18 protein-coding genes are annotated in these 20,257 nt (G+C 67.8%); 9 read left to right on the top strand and 9 right to left on the bottom strand.

Annotated features, from left to right (window positions below; all coding sequences use genetic code 11):
- Positions 1–3: 3 nt before the first annotated feature.
- Complete coding sequence (locus AC5Y5E_RS24290) at positions 4–996, bottom strand: ABC transporter ATP-binding protein (RefSeq protein ID WP_499905613.1); 993 nt, start codon at positions 994–996, stop codon at positions 4–6.
- Between the two features lie 2 nt (positions 997–998).
- A complete protein-coding gene (locus AC5Y5E_RS24285; RefSeq protein ID WP_499905611.1) occupies positions 999–2,048 on the bottom strand; it encodes an ABC transporter permease in 1,050 nt (349 codons plus the stop codon).
- 185 nt (positions 2,049–2,233) lie between these two features.
- Here AC5Y5E_RS24285 and AC5Y5E_RS24280 point away from each other — a divergent pair, with 185 nt between their 5' ends.
- The 3 genes from AC5Y5E_RS24280 (at position 2,234) to AC5Y5E_RS24270 (ending at position 5,776) form a co-directional block, all read left to right on the top strand.
- Entirely contained in the window at positions 2,234–3,994 is a 1,761-nt protein-coding gene (locus tag AC5Y5E_RS24280; protein WP_499905609.1) for an N-acyl-D-amino-acid deacylase family protein, read from the top strand.
- 10 nt (positions 3,995–4,004) lie between these two features.
- Positions 4,005–5,330 carry an aromatic ring-hydroxylating oxygenase subunit alpha gene (locus AC5Y5E_RS24275; RefSeq protein ID WP_499905607.1) on the top strand — a complete coding sequence of 442 codons (1,326 nt, stop codon included), beginning with the start codon at positions 4,005–4,007 and terminating at the stop codon, positions 5,328–5,330.
- Positions 5,331–5,395: 65 nt separating this feature from the next.
- Positions 5,396–5,776, top strand: coding sequence for a hypothetical protein (locus AC5Y5E_RS24270; RefSeq protein ID WP_499905605.1), 381 nt, complete (start codon positions 5,396–5,398; stop codon positions 5,774–5,776).
- An 84-nt stretch (positions 5,777–5,860) separates the two neighbouring features.
- Here the strand turns inward: AC5Y5E_RS24270 and AC5Y5E_RS24265 are convergent, their stop codons facing one another.
- Both AC5Y5E_RS24265 and AC5Y5E_RS24260 read right to left on the bottom strand, forming a co-directional pair.
- Complete coding sequence (locus AC5Y5E_RS24265; RefSeq protein ID WP_499905754.1) at positions 5,861–6,532, bottom strand: response regulator transcription factor; 672 nt, start codon at positions 6,530–6,532, stop codon at positions 5,861–5,863.
- Positions 6,532–7,740: a sensor histidine kinase gene (locus tag AC5Y5E_RS24260; RefSeq protein WP_499905603.1), complete on the bottom strand. Its 1,209-nt coding sequence runs from the start codon at positions 7,738–7,740 to the stop codon at positions 6,532–6,534. The genes AC5Y5E_RS24265 and AC5Y5E_RS24260 overlap by 1 nt, the downstream gene beginning before the upstream one ends.
- Positions 7,741–7,873: 133 nt before the next feature.
- Between AC5Y5E_RS24260 and AC5Y5E_RS24255 the strand changes: the two genes are divergently transcribed.
- Together AC5Y5E_RS24255 and AC5Y5E_RS24250 are read left to right on the top strand one after the other, a co-directional pair.
- Entirely contained in the window at positions 7,874–8,251 is a 378-nt protein-coding gene (locus AC5Y5E_RS24255) for a hypothetical protein (protein ID WP_499905602.1), read from the top strand.
- Complete coding sequence (locus tag AC5Y5E_RS24250) at positions 8,244–11,141, top strand: MMPL/RND family transporter (protein ID WP_499905752.1); 2,898 nt, start codon at positions 8,244–8,246, stop codon at positions 11,139–11,141. Before AC5Y5E_RS24255 ends, AC5Y5E_RS24250 begins: the two co-directional genes overlap by 8 nt.
- Here AC5Y5E_RS24250 and AC5Y5E_RS24245 read toward each other — a convergent pair.
- The 4 genes from AC5Y5E_RS24245 to AC5Y5E_RS24230 form a co-directional block, all read right to left on the bottom strand.
- Entirely contained in the window at positions 11,039–11,485 is a 447-nt protein-coding gene (locus AC5Y5E_RS24245) for a nitroreductase family deazaflavin-dependent oxidoreductase (protein WP_499905600.1), read from the bottom strand. The genes AC5Y5E_RS24250 and AC5Y5E_RS24245 overlap by 103 nt on opposite strands.
- A gap of 92 nt (positions 11,486–11,577) precedes the next feature.
- Positions 11,578–11,976: a VOC family protein gene (locus AC5Y5E_RS24240; protein WP_499905599.1), complete on the bottom strand. Its 399-nt coding sequence runs from the start codon at positions 11,974–11,976 to the stop codon at positions 11,578–11,580.
- A 4-nt stretch (positions 11,977–11,980) separates the two neighbouring features.
- A complete protein-coding gene (locus tag AC5Y5E_RS24235) occupies positions 11,981–13,309 on the bottom strand; it encodes a sensor histidine kinase (protein WP_499905751.1) in 1,329 nt (442 codons plus the stop codon).
- Between the two features lie 158 nt (positions 13,310–13,467).
- Positions 13,468–15,054, bottom strand: coding sequence for a SulP family inorganic anion transporter (locus tag AC5Y5E_RS24230; protein ID WP_499905597.1), 1,587 nt, complete (start codon positions 15,052–15,054; stop codon positions 13,468–13,470).
- A 347-nt stretch (positions 15,055–15,401) separates the two neighbouring features.
- Here AC5Y5E_RS24230 and AC5Y5E_RS24225 point away from each other — a divergent pair, with 347 nt between their 5' ends.
- Genes AC5Y5E_RS24225 through AC5Y5E_RS24215 form a run of 3 tightly spaced genes read left to right on the top strand, consistent with a single transcriptional unit; the run spans position 15,402 to position 18,496 of the window.
- A complete protein-coding gene (locus tag AC5Y5E_RS24225; RefSeq protein ID WP_499905595.1) occupies positions 15,402–16,013 on the top strand; it encodes a TetR/AcrR family transcriptional regulator in 612 nt (203 codons plus the stop codon).
- 27 nt (positions 16,014–16,040) lie between these two features.
- Complete coding sequence (locus tag AC5Y5E_RS24220) at positions 16,041–17,252, top strand: acyl-CoA dehydrogenase family protein (protein WP_499905594.1); 1,212 nt, start codon at positions 16,041–16,043, stop codon at positions 17,250–17,252.
- Between the two features lie 26 nt (positions 17,253–17,278).
- Positions 17,279–18,496 carry a GNAT family N-acetyltransferase gene (locus AC5Y5E_RS24215; protein ID WP_499905592.1) on the top strand — a complete coding sequence of 406 codons (1,218 nt, stop codon included), beginning with the start codon at positions 17,279–17,281 and terminating at the stop codon, positions 18,494–18,496.
- An 85-nt stretch (positions 18,497–18,581) separates the two neighbouring features.
- Here AC5Y5E_RS24215 and AC5Y5E_RS24210 read toward each other — a convergent pair whose 3' ends face one another.
- On the bottom strand, positions 18,582–18,863 hold the full coding sequence (locus tag AC5Y5E_RS24210) for a hypothetical protein (protein WP_499905590.1): 282 nt from the start codon (positions 18,861–18,863) through the stop codon (positions 18,582–18,584).
- Between the two features lie 196 nt (positions 18,864–19,059).
- Between AC5Y5E_RS24210 and AC5Y5E_RS24205 the strand changes: the two genes are divergently transcribed.
- Positions 19,060–20,256, top strand: a complete 1,197-nt coding sequence (locus AC5Y5E_RS24205; protein ID WP_499905749.1) for an MFS transporter — start codon at positions 19,060–19,062, stop codon at positions 20,254–20,256.
- The last annotated feature ends 1 nt before the right edge of the window (position 20,257 follow it).

Raw genomic sequence — 20,257 nt, 5'->3', positions numbered from 1 at the left:
AACTCACTCGGCGGCAACCTTGCGGTGCTTGATCACGTCGCTGATGCCCCCCTCGCCGAGCCGCTGACGGAACGCCGGCGCCGTGTAGCCAACGACGGTCGCGTCGGTGCGGGCACGCGCGGTCGCCGCGCGCGGCATGTGAAACAGCACGCCGATTTCGCCGAAGTAGTCTCCGGGTCCGGAGACCTTCACCAATTCCTCACCGCCGTCAGCCAATTCGCGCACGAGCTCGAATTCACCGTCGGTCACGAAGTAGATCAGCTCGCCCATCGTCGACTGCTCGAACAGCACCTCGCCGGCCTTGACCTCTATCGTTTCCGGTGGCTTGTTCGTCTCGGGGAAATCGGGCGTCAGCTCGACGACGCGATCGGCCATCGGCAGGATCCGGGAGTCGTGGGTGGCGACCACGACAATACGATCCCCGTCCGCGAGTTCGCGGATCAGCCGCAACACCTCTTCCACCTGAATGAAGTCGAGGTGCGCGGTCGGTTCGTCGGCGAGGATCAGCGGTGGATCCAGCGCGATCGCGCGGGCGACGGCCACGCGTTGCTGCTGCCCGCCGCTCAGGTCGCCCGGACGGTGTTTCATTCGCTCTTGAAGGTTGACCCGCGTCAGGAGTTCCTCGGCGCGCTCACGCGCGGCCCGGCGCGACATCCCGGCCTCGCGCATCGGAACCATTACGTTCTCTAGGGCCGTGAGGCTGGGCACCAGGTTGAACGCCTGGAAGATAATGCCCACTTTGTCGCGCCGATAGTCCGCCAGCGCAGTGCGGTCGAGGGTGATGATATCGACGTCGTCGAACTTGATTGCGCCCGATTTTGGCCGCAGTATGCCGCCGAGGCAGGACAGCAGCGTCGTCTTCCCGCACCCGCTGGGCCCGAGGAGGATCACCAACGACCCCGCCGTCACATCGAGGTTCAAGCCGTTGATCGGCCGCAGAGCGTATCCGCCGCTGTAGTACTCGACGACGAGGTCCTGAATGCTGAGATCGCCCATCGCTAAGGACCTCCGAACGCGAGCGCCGGATCGATGGCCACCACGCGCCTCAGCCCGGCCAGGCTGGCCAACAGGCCGACCACGATCGCGACCGCGGGCAGCAGCAGGTACGCGCCGACGGGGATCGCGACGATCATCGGAAACAGTGGTGCCATCACCTGCGCAAGCCCGACGCCCACCGCAGCCGCGAGCAACGCAACAACCAGCGCCTGCAAGGTCAGCCCCGCCATGATGGATCGCGTCCGCGTGCCGATCGCCTTGAACACCGCAAAGTCGCGGACCCGCTCGAGCGCGGAGAGGTAGACCACCGATCCGACGACCAGCGCCGCCACGATCCACAGCAAGACGGCGACGATCGAGATCGAAGTCACCGCCACATGCAACGGGCGTACCAGGTCCTTCACGGCACCCGTCCGGTCATACATCTGGTAGCCGTCCGGGAGGTGTCGGGGTGTGCCGACGACCCCGATCGACGTGACCATCGGCTGCCCGTTGTACGCCACTTGCTGCAGGCCCTGCGTGGTGAGGAAGATGTTCGGGATCTTCGCCAGCGCAGTGGAATTCGGCACAATGCCGACGATCCGCAATACGTGTGCGCCAACCTCCAGGGTGTCGCCGACGTGCAGACCCAGCACGCTCGACGCGGCGACCTCGTCCGGCATCGACGGCGCCCGACCCTCCGAGACTCGCGGCATGCCGGGGCCATGCTCGGGGGCGCCGAACGCCGTGACGTTTCGCGTTGTCCCGCCCTCCTTCATGATCGTCCCCACGCAGCCCAGCGGGGCTGCGGCCGCGACGCCGGGCAAAGCTCCAATGCGGGCCTGGTCGACGTCGGGGAATGGTGTCGACCCCAGGAACGGTCCGGCCGCGCCGTTTTTCACCACGAACGCGTCGACGCCCAGGGAATCGACGGTGCCGCGGGCCTCGACCTGGAAGCCGTTCATCAGTCCGGTCATGACCAATGTCATTCCAAAGATCAGCGCGGTGCTGACGACGGTGATGATCAGGCGCCGTTTTTTCCATTGCATGTCGCGCAGGGCCGCGAAGAGCACTTCCAGAACCTACCAACGTACCGATCTTCCGGGGCAGGGTTGATGCCTCGCGGGTGCGCCCTGATCAGCGACAGAGTCATTGACTGGCTCCTCCGCGACGAATACTGTGAGGAGTTACGCTACTTGGCGTAGCGAAATACTGCCTGCCTCGCGTCGACAGCGTCTGGCGACAAGGAGTGAACCTCATGTTCGACCTGAAGATCACCGGTGGCACTGTCGTCGACGGCACCGGAACCGAGCGCTATCGCGCTGACATCGGCATCAAGGACGGCGTGATCGTCGACGTGGTCCGGCGCGGCGCCGACGGCCCCGAGATGGCCGGTGCGGCCGCCGAAACCATCGACGCGACAGGGCATGTGGTGGCCCCGGGGTTCGTCGATATCCACACGCACTACGACGGCCAGGTGAGCTGGGACAGCCTGCTGGAGCCCTCCAGCGGTCATGGCGTCACGACGATCGTGACCGGCAACTGCGGCGTCGGCTTCGCCCCGGTACGGCCCGGCACCGAGGACTGGCTGATCGCGTTGATGGAGGGTGTCGAGGACATCCCCGGCACCGCGCTCACCGAGGGCATCACCTGGGGCTGGGAGACCTATCCCGAATATCTCGACGCGGTCGGCAAGCAGAAGTTCGCGATCGACGTGGGCAGCCAGGTTGCCCACGGTGCTATCCGCGCCTACGCGATGGGCGAGCGGGGCGCCCGCAACGAGCCGGCCACGCCCGACGACATCGCGGCGATGGCGCGGCTGGTCACCGAGGCGATCGAGGCCGGCGCGCTGGGGTTTTCGACGTCGCGCACGATGGGCCACCGCGCGATGGACGGTGAGCCGGTGCCTGGCACCTTCGCCGCGGAGGAGGAACTGTTCGGTCTCGGGCGCGCCATGGCCGCCGGCGGCCGCGCGGTGTTCGAGTTGGCCCCGCAGGGGGCGGCGGGCGAGGACATCATCGGCCCGAAGAAGGAATTGGACTGGATGCGCCGGCTCAGCCACGAGATCGACCGCCCGGTGTCGTTCGCGCTCATCCAGGTGGACGCCGACCCGAAGCTCTGGCGCGAAATGCTCGACCTCTCCGCGGATGCGCACGCGGCGGGCGCGCGGCTGTACCCGCAGATCGCGGCGCGCCCGTTCGGGATGATGATCGGGTTCCAGGGGCATCACGGCTTCAGCCATCGGCCGACGTATCGCAGGCTCGCGGCCGAATGCGGCCGCGCCGAGCTCGCCCAGCGCCTCGCCGATCCCGCGGTGAAGGCGGCGATCCTGTCCGAGGACGATCTGCCGGTCGACCCGACACAGCTGTTCGACGGGATGTTCGCCCTGGTGCAGCACTCCCTGCACCGCCTCTACGCGCTTGGCAATCCGCCCGACTACGAGCCGACGCCGGACCGCACCGTTGCCGCCATCGCCAAGGCACGCGGCGAGGACCCCTTGGCCACCCTCTACGACCTGATGCTCGAGTCGAATGCGACCAACATGCTGATGCTGCCGCTCTTCAACTACGCCGACGGCAACTGCGACGCGATCCGGGAAATGATGCTGCACCCCGCGGGCGTGCTGGGACTCTCGGACGGCGGCGCCCACTGCGGAATGATCTGTGACGCTTCCTATCCCACCTTCCTGCTGACGCACTGGGCGCGGGATCGTCACCGGGGCGAGAAGTTGCCGCTCGAGTACGTGATCCGCAAGCAGTCCCGCGACACCGCCTACCTGTTCGGCCTCACCGACCGCGGCACCATCGAAGCCGGCAAGAAGGCCGACATCAACGTGATCGACATGGACGCCCTGCGCCTGCATCCCGCGGCGATGGCCTTCGACCTGCCGGCCGGCGGCCACCGGATCCTGCAGGGCGCGAGCGGCTACGCCGCCACGATCGTCAGCGGGACGGTGACCCGCCGCAACGACGTCGACACCGGGGCGCGTCCCGGCCGCCTGGTGCGCGGAGCGCGTTAGGGCTCCGCCCGTGAACGCGCCCGCCGGCAACCCGACGCGCACCCGCGACGAGGACGCGATCGGCACCCCGCCCGTCGGCCCCACCCTGGTGCCGGCCGGGCGTTATTACTCTGCGGCGTTCGCCCAACTCGAGGTCGAACGGATGTGGCCGAAGGTGTGGCAGCTGGCCTGCATGGTCGACCACGTCGCCGAGCCCGGCGACTACTTCGAATACCGCTGCGGCCCGTACGGGGTGCTGATCGTGCGCGGCGACGACGGCGTCCTGCGTGCCTTCCAGAACGCGTGCCGCCATCGCGGAAATTCGCTGTGCGCCGGCTCGGGTTCCGGGCTGCGCGAGCTCAAGTGCGGCTACCACGGCTGGACCTGGGACCTCGCCGGCGCGCTCAAGCGGGTGCCCAACCGCAAGGGCTTCGGCTCACTGCGGATGTCGGACTTCCCTCTGATAACCGCGTTAGTCGACACCTGGGAGGGCCTGGTCTTCGTCAACCTCGACGTCGGCGCGATGCCGTTGCTTGAGTACCTGGAGGCGGTGCCCGACGACATCGCGTGGTGCCACCTGAGCGACTTCCGCTGCTACGCGACGCTGACCATCGACGTCGACGCCAATTGGAAGACGATCGCCGACGGCTACAGCGAGACCTACCACATCCAGACGCTGCATCCCGAGCTGCTGCGCTGCGTCGACGACATCCATGCGCCCCAACAGATCTGGGGCCACACCGGCAAGTCCGACCAGCCCTACGGAGTCCAGAGCCCGCGCTTCGAGGGCGCGTTGAGCGACGAAGAGGTGTGGGACGCCTACGTCTACACGCAGGGCGCGCTGATGGGTGCGGCCGAGGGCACCCCGTTTCCCGCCGACGAACGCCGGCCGGGGCAGACCGTCCAGGACCTGATCGCGGAGGCCACGCGGGCCTTCGCGGCCAGCCGTGGGGTGGACCTCTCGTGGGCCGACACCGACCGGGTCACCCGGCTGCACCAGTACAACGTGTTTCCCAACATGACGCTGCTGGCCAACGCCGACCACCTGACCGTCATGTGCTCGCGGCCCGGCGCCGATCCGGATCGCGGCGAAATGGTCATCTTCCTGATGACGCGAATGGCGTCGGGCGCGCCGCGCAGCAAGCCGGCGGACGTGCGAACCACCGCCGGGGAGGCCGAACCGGGCCTGGTGCTCACCCAGGACATCCAGCTGCTCGCGGGCCAACAGCGCGGCCTGCACCAGCCGGGCTTCACTCACTTGGCGCTCTCCAGCGAAGAACGGCGCGTCATCAACATGCATCGCAACCTTGAGCGCTACCTGGACCTGCCCGAATCCGAGCGGATGACCGGCGGTTAAAAGGTGCCGACGGGATTGGCTTAGACCTCCCGAAACCGGGTATTTGCGGGTTAGACTCCCGGCTTGTGACGGTTCCGTCCGATGCCTGGGGCTACGAACGGCGGCAACTCATGCATCAGGTACAGATGCGATGTCAGGCACTGGGCCGCAGGCGGGCGCGACGGCTGTGTCACCGCTTCGAGCGCGTCGGGGTTCACACCGCCCCCGAACGCCTGCGCCAGATGGTCGCCGGTGTGCCCGTCGCGGACGACGAAGTGACGGATGTCAATTTTGCGCTGATCGCGATGCAGCTCAATCGTGAGGCCCGCGGCGCGCGGGTCAAGCGCCTCAAGCGGCAGGGGACCCGTTCGCTGCTTTTCGTGGGCCTAGTCTTGGTCGTACTCAACTTCCTTTTCTGCATCGCCTACGTCTTGCTGAATCTGGCCCAGCAGGCCACCCCTATGTGAGTTCGGGCGACTAGGCCGCCGTGGCTGCGCCACCCTGCGGCTGGCCGCACGTTCGCGAACTCGGTCACCGCGTCCCTTGACGTTTCAGCGCGGCGCGACGATCCCGTTGTCGTAGGCGTAGACGATCGCCGCGGCGCGGTCCCGCAGGTCCAGCTTCCCGAAGATCCGGCCGATGTGGCTCTTGACCGTGACACCGGAGATGCAGAGTTCGTCGGCGATTTCGCTGTTGGACATGCCTTTTCCGATCAGCGTCAGCACGTCCAACTCGCGGGTGGTGAGCTGGGCGACCTCGTTGCCCCGTTTTTCGCAGGTGCCGGGGGCGGCCCTGCGGTAAGTGGTGAGTACGCGCGCGGTGACCGCGGGATCCAGGTAGCTGTCTCCCCTGGCCACCGTCCGCACGGCGCGGATCAATTCCTCGGCCGACGAGTCCTTGAGCACGAACCCGGCGGCGCCGGCGCGCAGCGCCCCGGACAGCAGGTCGTCCTCGTTGAATGTGGTCAACGCGAGCACCGGCGGGCCCCCGGCCAGCCGTCGCGTCGCCTCGATGCCGTCCACCCGTCGCATCCGCAGGTCCATTACGACGACGTCGGGTCGGTGCTCGGCCACGGCGGCGCGCACCTCGTCCCCGTCGGCGCATTCGGCGACCACGTTGAATCCGTCCTTGCGGCGCAGGATCCGGCGCAACCCGGAACGCACCAAGTCCTGGTCGTCCACCAGCAGCACGGCGATCTCGGCCGATTCGGCGATATCGGGGATCACAACTTGCACCACGGCGGCCGCCAGCCGGTATCGCCCCCGCCCAGGGGGATCTCGGCGCGCACCGCCCACCCGTCGCGGGTCGGGCCGACGTCGATCGCCCCGCCCAGCAGCTCGACGCGCTGGCGCATGCCGCTCACACCGCGCCCTTCCGCGCAGGGGGCCGCGGCCACCGCGGCCGGCAGGCGATTGTCGACGACAAGGCTTGTCGAAGCCTCCGAAACACTCAGGACCACAGTCGATTTTGATTCCGGCGCGTGTTTGGCGATGTTGGCCAGCGATTCCTGGGCGATGCGGTACAGCGCGTGGCCCACCGCGGCCGACGCGCGATCGGTGGCCCCTTCGACGCGCAGCGTCACGGCCAGTCCGGCCCGCTGGAAGTCTTCGACGAGCACCGCGACGTCGTCGATGCCGGGTTCGGGCGCAACCTTCATCGGTGAATCGTCGAGAAGCCCGACGGTCCGGCGGATGTCGGCCATCGCCTGCCGGCCCAGCCGCTCGGCCTGCTCGAGGGCCTCGACGGCGTCGTCGACGTCGCGATCCTGCTGCAGCCCCCGCCGCGCGCCGGTCACGTGCAACAAGGTGACGCTGAGCGAATGGGCGATGACGTCGTGCACTTCGCGCGCGATGCGCCGTCGCTCGTCGGCCGCGGCGTGCTCGGCCAACAGCTTCTGCGCCTCGATCTGTTCGGCCAACAGCAGCCGTTGCGTGCGCATGATGTAGCCGAGCAGCCATCCCACCGCGACAAAGCCCACGTACAGCGCCACGTCATCGAGGCGGTGCAGCGAGGAGGCGGCGAGGAGCAGCGCCGTCGCCGACGCGGCTGCCAGAATGCCGGCGGCAACCGAGGCCAATGTCGCGACGCACAAGACCGCCAGGACCGCTCCCGCCGGCGCGAAATCGCCATGAACGGGTGTCGAGGTGGCGAACAGCATCACGGCGGCGGCCGTCGACCAAGTCAGCCACAGCAGCGCGGGGCTGAGCTTCATGTTGAACACCAAGAACGGAACCTCTGGCGAGAGAGCCAATGCGAACGCGGCGAGCGCGACAGGCAAATCGGCGGCCGGGCGCTGCAGGATCGCGACCACCCCGCCGATCACAAGGGAGACATCGACGGCGATCATCGACGTCCATGTGATGCCGACGGGCATCTGCGCACGGCGTCGGCGCAACAGTTCCCGCAAGTGATCGGCTGCGGCGCGCAACATTGTCCAATCGTAGAAGAGCCCGGCTCCTCGTCACATCATGCCGAGGTCGGCATCCGTCTCCACCCGTGGTAGGAGGCAAAGACCGAACCTCGGCACGACGCGCGGCGGCTGGCAGCGCTCATAGCGTCGAGGCATGACATGGACACTGCTGCACGACCGGATGGCCTTCATGGCCAACGTGATCAAGGCCGCCGAGACCGATCCCGACGCGGCACTCGCGCTGGCCGATCGTTCGTCCGAGGTGTCTCGGCTCTTCGGTGGCCAGGAGGGGCTACTGCTGTCGCTGCGACAGCGCTGGATGACGATGCTCGTCGCCAAGCTGGATCAGGCGGCGCACGACGGCGTGGCAGCCGAGCGGGTGAGGGCCGACCTCGCGGCCGCCGAGCCCGGGCTGCACGCCCTGCTGGAGATCGCGTCCCGCCGGTCGCTGCGGCTGCGCTCCCTGTCCGGGGGCGAGCGGCGGGTCATGGAGTTGTTGGGCGGACCGGGCGATGCGCAGACCGTTGCTTGACGGAACGGGAATTCTCTCGCGTCTGACCGGCCGATACGCAATCCTTGTCGTCGGCCTATGGGTCCTGGCGGCGACCGCCGCCAATCTGGCCGTCCCACAGCTGGAACGGGTCGTGGACACCCATGCCCGCACGTTCATGCCCGCCGACGCCCCGAGCTCCGTCGCCGCGTCCCGCGCCGCGCAGCTATTCGGCCAAAAGCCGAGCAACAACTTCGTTTACGTTGTGCTGGAACGCGATCAGCGCCTGACGCCGCGCGACCGCCAATTCTATGACGCGCTGACCGCGGCCCTCTCCTCCGATCGTGGCCACGTGAATGCGGTGACCGACCTGTGGTCTCAGCCCGCCACGGCCGCCGGCGCCGAGAGCTCCGACGGGCGCACGGTCAGCCTGATGGTGCGGCTCGCCGGAATGCTCGGCACCTCGGCGGCCCGCGACTCGGTGAATTCCGTGCGCGGCGAGGTAGCCCGACTGTCCGCGCCGCCCGGCCTGCGTGTGCTCGTCACCGGTCCCGGCGCCACCATCGTCGACGAATTCTCCGCGATCGATCGGCAGATGCTCACGATCACCGCCGCCACGGTCGGCGTCATCCTGCTGCTGCTGCTGTTGGTGTACCGGTCGCCGATCGCGGCGGCGATCCCGCTGGCCTCGGTCGGCATCGCGCTGGCCCTGGGTCGTGCAGTTGCCGCGACGTTTGGCCAAGCGAATGTCGTTGAGGTATCGCTATTCTCGGCGGCGCTCATGGCGGCGATGACGCTGGGCGCCGGAACCGACTACGCGATATTCCTCATCGGCCGCTACCACGAGGGGCGCCGCCGCGGCGTCGCCCCGGCGCAGGCGCTGCTCGAGGCCTACCGCGCCGTCGCGCCGGTGGTGATCGGATCGGCGCTGACGGTGTCTGTTGCGCTGGGATGCCTTGGCTTCGCCAGGGTGGGGATGTTTCGCAGCGCTGGAATACCGTGCGCCATCGGGGTTCTGGTCACCATGGCCGCGGCGCTTACGCTGACGCCGGCGCTCATGGGACTGGCGCTGCGCCGGGGGTTTCTCGAACCGCGACCCTCGACGACGTCGCGCCGCTGGCGGCGCGTGGGTGCCGCGGTGGCGCGCTGGCCGGGTCCCGTCCTGGTCACCGCGGGCGGCTTGACCCTGCTGGCGGCGCTGCCGTTGGCCGGCGTGCGGGTCGGCTGGAACGAACCGGCCGCCACCCCATCCGCCGCCGAATCCAGCCGCGGCTACGCGGCCAGCGATCGGCACTTCCCGTCGAATTCGCTGCTGCCCGACGTCGTCACCATCCAGGCCGACCACGACCTGCGCACCCCGGCGGGGCTGATAGCCGTCGAGCGGATCTCGCGCCAGATCATGGCGATTCCCGGTGTGCGCATGGTGCAGTCCGCGAGCCGCCCCGACGGCAGGGTGCCGGATCAGGCCACGTTGACGTATCAGACCGGAGTGCTCGGCCGCCAGCTCGGGGACACGATCGATTCACTGACCCAGCGACTGAACCGGGTCTCCGAACTCGACAACGCTCTCTCGCAGACCCAAACCGCGGTGGACCGGCTCGGCGGTGGGTTGCGCGGCGGCAGTGCGGGATTGGCAGACATGTCCGCGGCCGCCGACGACATGCGCGGCGGCATGGACGGCGTGCAACGGACCGTCACGTCGGTGTCGGGCTACCTTGACCCGCTGCGGGATTTCGTCGCGCGCACCCCGGGCTGCGAAGCCAACCCGGTCTGCTCGACGGTGGACCGAATTATCCGGCCCGTCGACAGCCTGGTGCAGACCTCGACGCGGCTCGGCGATGGCGCTGCCAAGCTGACCAGGGGGTCAAGCGCCGCCGCGGCGGCCATGTCGGACCTACCGCAAACCGTTGTTTCGATGAAAGACGCACTGGGACAGGCGCGTTCGGCCACCCGCGAGTTGCTGGGCCTGAGCCAGACCATCGGGCCGCAGTTGCACCAGTTGACCGACTACCTGGCCGAGATCGCCACCCAATTCCAGGGCAGCGCCGCATCCGGTTTCTACCTGCCGCAACGTGCGCTGAGCGACCCGCGGTATGTCGAGGTGCTGCACCAGCTGATTTCCGCCGACGGTCGCGCGACCTACCTGCTGGTCTACGGCGACGGCAACGAATGGGGCGCCGCGGGCGCCACGCGGGCGGAGCAGGTGCGCACCGCGGTCAAGGAGGCCACCAAGGAGGGAACGCTGACCCCAACGGGAGTCGACCTGGCGGGTGTCGGCCCCGTGACCGCCGACCTGCAGCGTTTCGTCGCCCGCGACAGCGCACTGCTGATCGGTGCGGCCCTGGTGCTCATCTTCCTGATCGTCACGGCGATGCTGCGCAGTCCGGTGGCCGGGCTGGTCGTCGTCGGCACCGTCGTCGCCTCCTACGCATCGGCGTTGGGCATCAGCGCACTGATCTGGCAGCGGCTGCTTCATCACGAGCTGCACTGGGCCGTCGCACCGATCGCCTTCATCGCGCTGATCGCCGTCGGCGCGGACTACAACCTGCTACTGGCACTTCGCATCAAGCACGAGGCGACGGCAGGAATCAGAACGGGCATCGTTCGCGCGTTCGGCGGCACCGGCGGGGTGGTGACCACGGCAGGGATTGTCTTCGGGCTCACCATGCTCGCGTTGCTGGGCAGCAGCGTGCTCAGCATCGCCCAGATCGGCACGACCATCGCGGTCGGGCTGATGATGGACACCCTGGTGGTGCGGGCGCTCGTCGTGCCGTCCATCGTCGCGCTGCTGGGCAGGTGGTTCTTCTGGCCGGCCTCGGTGCCCAGGCGTCAGGATGCCGGTAAGGCGTCGAGCCGGAACACCGCGCATCGGCCGGCAAGTGCCTCGAACTCGTCGGCGGTTCCCCGTGCCACCAGCCCCGAGCGTTTATAGAATCCGACGCCACGCGGCACCTTGTCGGGAAAAGCGCGCAGCACCGGCCGGGCTTGCTCCGCGGACAGCTCCGCGAAGGCCACACGCTCGGGCCTGCGGCCCCGCATGATGGTCCCGGTGCTCGCGGCGCGGGCGTTGAGCACCCAATCGGCGTCTGGATATCCGACGACATAGCGGCTGTCGTGCACGGTGAAAGGTGTGACCGGCGTGCTCCGCGGTTGCCCCGATTTGCGGCCGGGCACGGTAAGCACCCGCACCGGCCCGGCGACGATGCCGAGTTTCTGCATCCGCATCATGACTTTGTTCATCGCCTTGAGCCAGGCTGGTGGTTTGGGATCAGGCATGGCTCCCCCGGTCAATCGGCGGCGAATCCTTGTGGCCTAAGTGATATCAACCTGCCTGATCTATGTCAATATGCCTGATGCCGGGGCCTGGCTCAGTCGCGGTCGTGGTGGCAGACGGCCTCAAGTCTGAGGCCGAACGGGTCGTGCCAAAAGGTGGCGTAATAATGGCCGGCGTACTGCGGGAAATGCCGCGGGGGATGAACGACCGTGCCGCCCAGCCGAACGACGTGGTCGTGCACGGCGTGCACCAATGATCGGCGCGGCACCATGAACGCCAGGTGCTGCAGACCGGTCCGCTCCGCGGAGTACTCACCCGGTTGGCCCGACGGGTAGAAGAACAGGTAGGTGCCGGGCTTGTTGTCGGCGGGTCTATAGGCGAATTCGTCGTCGGCTGCAAGGAAGGGCTCGAATTCGACCAGGGGCATCAGCGCGTCGTAGTAGCGCTTCGCGGCCGGCAGATCCGGAACGTTGATGCCGAGGTGCCCTAGCATCACATCACGCCGGCCCGCGCCCGTCACCGGCCAGTCGGAGCAGCAGGCGGGTGCCCCCCAACGGGCTGGAGTGCAGCGACGCGCTCCCGCCGTGCAATTCGGCTTGCTGGGCGACGAGGGCCAGCCCCAGCCCCGAGCCGGAGCGGGAAGCGGTGGACCCGCGGGAGAAGCGTTCGAAGACCGCGGTGCGTTCGGACTCGGGCACCCCGGTGCCGTTGTCGTCGATGGCGATTTCCACGCCCTGGCCGGAACTGGTTACGTAGAGACGGATTTCGGTGGCGGCGCCGTGCTTGACGGCATTGGCGATGGCGTTGTCGATTACCAGCCGAAGCCCGGTGGGCAGCCCCACCATCAACACCGTGGGCGACGGCACCAGCGACACCTGCACACCCGGATAAATGCGAAGGGCGTCGTGCGCGGCGCGATCCAGCAGCTCGGTGATGTCGAACGGCACAAAATCGTCGACGGTGGTCAGCTCGCCCTGCGCCAGGCGTTCCAGCGCCGTCAGCGTCGCTTCGATTCGGCTCTGGGTGCGTATGACGTCACCGATCACCTCTTGGCGTTGTTCCCGCGGTATTTCCAAGGTGGACAACACTTCCAGGTTGGTGCGCATGGCGGTCAGCGGGGTGCGCAGCTCGTGCGACGCGACGGCGGCGAAGTCGCGGGCCGACTCGAGCGCCGCCTTGGTGCGCTGCTGCTCGTTTCCGATGCGGGCCAGCATTCCTTCGACCGCTTCGGCGATTTCGACGGCCTCACGCACGCCGCGAACCTGCACCTCGTCCGGGCTGGATTGAGCGTTGATGGCACGGGCCTGCTGCGCCAACAGCAGGAACGGATTGACCATGATCAACGAAATCACCCAGCCGACGAGGATCGTGCCACCGATGACGATGCCGCAGATCAGCAAAACCCGTAGGTGCAGCTCGTTGATCCGGTGCTGGGCCTCGGCCAGCGGGGCGGCGAGCGCGATCGAGGCGGGACCCGCGCTGAAGGTACGCACGCGGTATTGCACGCCACCGATGGTGGTGTTGGCGTATCCGTTCGGAAGTTGCGGCAGAACGATATTGCCCGGGACAGACACCGTCACACCGGCGATGCGCGCGGTGCGCACCAGGTTGCCGTCCGGTGTGGGCCGGTCGGGTGTGGCGAGCTGACCGCTATTGATCAAGGTGTTGATGTCGCCCAAACTGCTCACCGAATCCAGCCGGCGGTCGAGTTGGCTGTACTGGTCGTTGGTGACGCCGATCCACACCCAGGCGCCCAACAGGACGACGAGCGTGATCACCGACAGCGCGGCGACGATGACGATGGTGCGCAGTGACAGCACCTTCATCGGCAACCGCAGACCGTGAGGCGCGGACGTATCGGTCGCCATCACTCATACCGTCCGCGGCAGCGGCCGAAGTTCTCGTGACATCTTGCCTTCCGTCTTCGCCCGGCTTGGCCAACGAGCTCAGGATATAGGCGCGATGTTTGAGGTTGGCGCGGCGGTCAGCTCACCTCGGAGGTTGCCGTCTTGGTGTGGACCAAGGTCAGCTGGGCGCCGCCGCGTTCGACGTTGGCGGCCGCACCGTCGGTCGGGCCGGTTCTGTCCGGCTCGCTCATGCCGTGGATCTGCACCGCGCCGCCGGTGTGTCGGTGGTGTCGCAGCCAGTCGCGAATCGCCTGGTGCGCGGCGTGATCGAGGTAGTTGGCGACGACGTGGACGGTCACCGTCGCGCCTTGAGGCACCGACGCCAGCACCCGGGTCAGCCTGGGCAGAGCGAGAAAGGTACACGCGCCCCCGACCTCGACATTCCATTCATCACCCACGCGCGCGGCCTCGACCCTGACCCGGATCACCCGCCAGCCGGTCAGCGCGACGGCCACCGCGAGGCCGATCATGACGCCGTGCAGGAGATTGAGGAAGACCACCGCGACCGCGGTGACGACATAGACGGCGAGATCTCCGGTGCGCTGCGCGGTCTTGATATGGGCCGGCTTGAGAAGTTGAATTCCGACGACAATGAGCAGGCCCGCGAGCGCGGCGGTCGGAATCTGTTCCACCAGCTCCGCGAAGGGGAGCGTGAACAGCAGGATCCACACGCCGTGCATGATCGACGAGGCCCGGGATTTCGCGCCCGCGTTGACATTAGCCGCGCTGCGCACGATGACACCGCTGATGGGCAGGCCACCGATCGCACCCGACACGATGTTGGCGGCGCCCTGTCCGATCAGCTCGCGATCGAAGTCGGTCCGCGTTCCGTTGTGCATTCTGTCGATGGACACCGCGGTCAGCAGGCTCTGAACGCTGGTGACAAGCGCGACCGTCAGGACGCCCACCGCGACTGCGCCCCACCCGCCGTCGGGGAGTTCCGGCAGCCGCAGGGCGTCCAACACGGATCCCTCGAGTTCGATCCGGGGCACCTCGAACGGGAAGACCAGCGAAATCACCGTCACGGCAACGATCGCGACGAGCGCGCCGGGTATGCGGGCGACCTTGGCGGGAGCCCACCGCCATCCGATCAGAATCAGCACCACCAGCACGCCCAGGACCACGCCCGGTTTGTGCGCGCCGATTACTTGGGCCGGAAGACCGATAACGTTCTGCCAGGCGGTGCTCTTGGACTTTCCGCCCAACAAAACGTGGACCTGTTGAAGGGCGATGGTTATTCCGATTCCGGCCAGCATGGCGTGCACGACGACAGGTGAGATCGCCAGGGCCGACCGCGCGACGCGGCTCATGCCCAGCAGGACCTGCAGGACGCCGGCGGCGACGGTGATCAAACATGTGACCGCCCAACCGAATTCGGACACCAGGTCGGCCACGATGACGGTGAGCCCGGCGGCGGGACCGCTCACCTGCAGCGGAGATCCCCCGATGCATCCGGCGACGATCCCCCCGACGATCGCGGCGATCAGGCCCGCGAGCACTGGAGCGTTCGATGCGATGGCGATCCCGAGAGACAACGGGAGCGCGACCAGGAAAACCACCAGCGACGCCGGCAGGTCGCTGCGAATCATGGAGCGCAGCCGCTCGTTTCGTGACGCCGGCCCGGGATCGGCGGTGTTCTTCCGGAATACTCCGAATTGCTGCATCGCTCGCTTTCTCATTACGTATTGCCATGTTGTTACGCATCTGTGGCACGGATGTGTCCGTAACCCCTTGGCGTTCCGGCATTTACACGGCGCTGGGCTTTGTCGCTCGGCTGATATTTCCCGGCCCCTGTCGGGAAAGGTAATTAAGACGGACGGTCGCGGGCAACCCGACGGGCCGGGTGCATATCGAACCCAAATCTTTGCCACGCATTTGCACCGCTGAAAGTGGCGGCGCCCATTGGCCCTCCGCCCGGCGTTCGGCGGCCGTACCAGCGCCTCACCGAACGGCGTGTGAACTGCGTAACACCGACTTGGTTTCTCCTGCGGTGAGTGAGTACTCTCTCACCGTGCAACCTTCCGGACGTGACCGGCTGTTGGGCGAAGCGCTGAGGCTGTTTGCCGACAAGGGCTACGCCGCGACGTCGGTCGCCGACATCCAGCGGGCGTCCGGACTGGCGCCGGGGTCGGGCGCGCTCTACAAGCACTTCGGCTCCAAGCGCGAGCTGCTGGAGGCCGCCGTAGCGCACCGGATCGACAGCATTGTGGCCGCCCGGGAGCAGTACGACGCCGGAGAGCCTGCCAGTGTGGAACAGGCGGTGCGCACCGCGGGCCAGCTGATCTGGAGCAACCTCAAACAGAGCGAGGACCTGCTCAAGGTCATGCTGCGCGAGCCCGACGCGCTCGGCGATCTCGACGAGAAGACCTGGCAGGTCATCACCGACAACGCCTATCAGCGGTTCACCGACGAACTGGCCGCGTTGAATCGCGCCGGGCGCAACGAGATACCCGATCCCGCGGCGACCGCGGCCGTGGCGATCGGGGCGTTGTCCTACGCCGCGACGCTGCAGGCGCTGACCGGACGCTTGCCGGGCAATATCGGCGAAGACCGCTACATCGAGGCGTGGGTGGACCAGACGCTCAGCGTCCTCAAGCAATATCGCAGGCCCAAGAACGACTGACCACCAACCTATTTCAGGAGCAAACCCGTGACATTCTCACTGCAATTGAGCGACGACGTGATCGAGGTGCGCGATTGGGTGCACAAGTTTGCGGCCGAAGTGATCCGCCCCGCCGCGTCGGAATGGGACGAGCGGGAGGAAACCCCGTGGCCCGTGATCCAGGAGGCCGCGAAGGTCGGGTTGTACTCCCCGGACTTCTTCGCGCAGCAGGCTGCCGAGCCGACGGGCCTGGGCTTTCTCACCACGTTCGAGGAGATGTTTTGGGGTGACGCCGGCATCGCGCTGTCCATCCTGGGTACCGGCCTGGCCGCGGCGGCGTTGGCGGGCAACGGAACTCCCGAACAGCTGGGCCGCTGGCTTCCCGAGATGTTCGGTACGCCCGAGGAGCCCAAACTCGGCGCGTTCTGTTCCTCGGAGCCCGACGCGGGATCCGACGTCGGCGCCATCCGCACCCGCGCACGCTACGACGAGGCGGCCGGCGAATGGGTCCTCAACGGCACCAAGACATGGGCGACCAACGGGGGCATCGCCAACGTGCACATCGTGGTGGCCTCGGTCTATCCCGAGCTCGGCACCCGCGGCCAGGCCACCTTCGTCATCCCGCCGGACACCCACGGCCTGACGCAGGGCCAGAAGTTCAAGAAGCACGGGATCCGTGCGTCGCACACCGCCGAGGTGGTGCTCGACAACGTCCGGCTGCCCGAGGACACGATTCTCGGCGGACGGGAGAAGTTCGAGGAGCGCATCGCCCGGGTCAAGGCCGGGGCCTCGTCGCGCGGGCAGGCCGCGATGAAGACCTTCGAGCGCACCCGGCCCACGGTCGGCGCGATGGCCGTCGGGGTGGCCCGCGCCGCGTATGAATACGCCCTCGAATACGCCTGCCAGCGCGAGCAATTCGGGCACAAGATCGGCGAGTTCCAAGCGATCGCGTTCAAGTTGGCGGACATGAAGAGCCGCATCGACGCGGCGCGGATGCTGGTGTGGCGTGCCGGCTGGATGGCACGCAACAACCAGAGCTTCGACTCGGCGGAGGGCTCCATGGCCAAGCTGGTCGCCAGCGAGACCGCGGTCTACGTCACCGACGAGGCCATCCAGATCCTGGGTGGCAACGGCTACACCCGCGACTACCCCGTCGAGCGGATGCACCGCGACGCCAAGATCTTCACCATCTTCGAGGGTACGAGCGAGATTCAGCGCCTGGTCATTTCGCGGGCGCTGACCGGGCTGCAGATTCGATAGCCCGGCGGCTGGGACATGATGTCGGGATGACCACCGACATCCGTGTCCTCGACGGCGAGGACGATCTCGTCGCCGCGATCAACGTGTTTCGCGCCGCCATGGTCGGGTTTCCCCCGCTGGCAAATCTGGCCCCCGGCCAGATCACCGAGCTGCTCGATCCGGGGCGCACGATCGGCGCTTTCGTCGGAGGGCAACTCGTCGGCACCGCCGACGCGGTGACGAGCGGGCTGACGCTTCCCGGCGGGGCGATCGTGGGCCATGCCGCCGTGACCCACATCGGGGTGCTGCCGTCGTTCACCCGACAGGGCATCGCGACGGACCTGATGCGCCATCAGTTGCGCGACATCGCCGAGCGGGGTGAGGCGGTCGCGACGCTGCGCGCCTCGGAGGCGACCATCTACGAGCGGTACGGCTACGGTGTGGCGAGTTCAACGCAGACCGTGGAGGTGCAGACCGCGCGGGCGGCCCTGCGTCCGGACGTCGGGGCGGGCGGTCCGGTGCGACTGCTGGAGCTGGACGAAGCGTGGGACGTCCTGCCCCGGATCTACGCCGAGAACCGTCCTTCCCGCCCGGGAACCATCGACCGTCCGCAAGTGTGGTGGCGGGGCGTGCGGATGCGTGCCGAGTCATCACCGGGACCGGCGTATGTCGCGGTGCACGGTGCGCCGGGGTCGGAGTCCGGGTTCGCTCGCTACCGCCCGATCGACACCGAGAATTGGTTCGTCAGCGACCAACGCACCATCGCGGTCGAGGACTTCTTCGCGCCCACCATCCAGGCCTACGTCGGGCTGCTGCGATTCCTGCTCGGGCTCGATCTCATTGACCGCGTGGTGTTCTGGATGCTGCCCGTCGACGATCCGCTGCCCTGGCTGCTCGTCGATCGGCGGGCCGCGCGGGTGAGCGCGGTGCACGACGAAACGTGGTTGCGCGTCGTCGACGCGCGAAAGGCGTTGGCGGCGCGGGGATACGTCGGGGACGGGGCGGTGACCATCGCGATCGACGACCCGCTCCTGCCGGACAATACGGCCAGGTTCACCGTCAGCGCGGACGGCGCGGAACCGACGGACCGGCCCGCCGAGCTGCACACCGGCGTCGAAGCGCTGGGTGCGGCGCTACTCGGCGGCGCGACCTGGCACGGCCTGGCCGTCGCCGGGCTGGCCCGCGCCGACGATCCGGCGTCGCTCGCCCTCGCCGATCGGCTGTTCGCGGTACCGGACGCACCGTACGCAGGGTTTTACTTCTAGCGATGATCGTCCTTACGCGCTTTTCGTCGAAATCGACGGCAGCGCACTAAATTACGCCCCGAAGGCTAGTTGCGCCGCCGTGACGTCAGCCGTGTGGCGCCTCGGAGATCTTCGTGTCCGGCTTGCCGAGGGTCTGGCAGTAGGTCAGCGCGGAGAGCCGGGTCGCGGTGATCTCGGCATTGGTCGGATCAGTCCCGTTCTTGTCCTTGAGCATCTTGCTGACTTCGTCGCTCTGCTTCTTTTCGTCCTGCCCGGTGAAGTCCTTGCACTTCGTGTCGCCACCCGTGTTGACGATCTGCGAGGCCGAACACGCGCCGGACAGCAGCGCGGCCAACGCGATCGCGGCCGCTGCGGTTTGCTTGATCATTTGCCCTCCTTGATCCGCGTTGTGCTGTCTGTTCACCAAACCGACCGGTTTCAAACCTCGCTGCGATTTGCGCCGAGGGGCCATGTGTTTGCTCGTGCCGAAGCGGGAATACCTGCTCAGGCCGCTGCGTCTTATTGGCGTCCGCGCACAGACCCCGGGGAGGGCAACAGTCATGTCGAACGCGTCGACCGGCATCATGCGCGGGACGCAGCCGACGCCGACCAAGGTGGAAGCCGGCGGGAATCGGGCGGTGTTCGCCAGCGTACTGGCGCTGTTGTTCTCGACGGGATGGGTCGCCAACCACTTCGTCGCGTTGATGCCGTCGATCAGCGACCGTCAACACCTCGGCACCGCCCGCCTGGACGCCATATTCGGGATCTACGCGCTGGGACTGTTGCCCGGACTGCTTTTCGGCGGGCGCGCCTCGGATGCGCTCGGGCGCCAATCGGTGGCGTTGGCGGGCTGTACGACCGCTCTGGTGGGCACGTTGGCGATGCTGGTCTCGCAGCAGCCCGACGTCTTGCTGGCGGGACGGTTCGTCGTCGGCCTCGGTGTCGGCCTCTTGATGAGCTCCTGCACCGCATGGGCCTCCGATCTGAGGGGTCCCGCCGGTGCGGCCGCGGCTGGTGCGGTGCTGCTCGCCGGGTTCGCGGTCGGCCCATTCGCTGCGGGCTTGATCGCGCGGGCCGGCCAACTAGGCATCCGGGTGTCGTTCGGTCTCGCCGCCGCCCTAGTCGTGGCGGCGATGATTCTTTCGGTCTTGGCGGTGCGGAGCGGTGACGAAACGGCGCAGGCGACCTCGCAACGCTGGGAGCCGCCGGTGGGGGCGCGGCGGGGAACCGCGTGGGCACTGAGTTGGGCCATGCCGCTCGCGCCATGGGTGTTCGCCTCGGCGACTTTAGGATTCATCACCATTCCCAGCCGCGTGCACACCGGGCTCGCGGCTCCGATGGCCGCGGGAACCGCCACGCTGATAGTCAACGGCGTCAGCGGGCTCATCCAGATTCTGGCCCGCGCGCTTCGCTGGGGACCACACGCCGGCACCGCCGGCGCGGTGCTGGCCGCGCTCGGCTACGCGGCGACCGCGGTGGCCCCGCCCACCATGTCGGTGGCGCTGGGCCTGCCGCTGTTCCTGATCCTGGGATGCGCGTCCGGCCTGTGCTTGCGCGAGGGCTTGATCGATCTGGAAGCCGCGGCGCCCCAGCGACTGCGCGGCGCGTTGGTCGGCGTCTTCTACGTGCTGACGTACGTCGGCTTCGGCCTGCCACTGGTACTGACCACCGCCGGATCCGCGGTCTCGACGACGATCCTGGCCGTCATGTCGGCGTTGGCGTTGGCGACGGCGGTGAGTCGCGCGGTGCGGCTGCGACAGGATCGCCACCGCCAGGGTTGAT

The sequence above is a fragment of the Mycobacterium sp. NGS54 genome, assembly GCF_059812465.1.
Note: the sequence above shows the minus strand (reverse complement) of the source record. Positions and strands in the feature narration are given on the sequence as shown.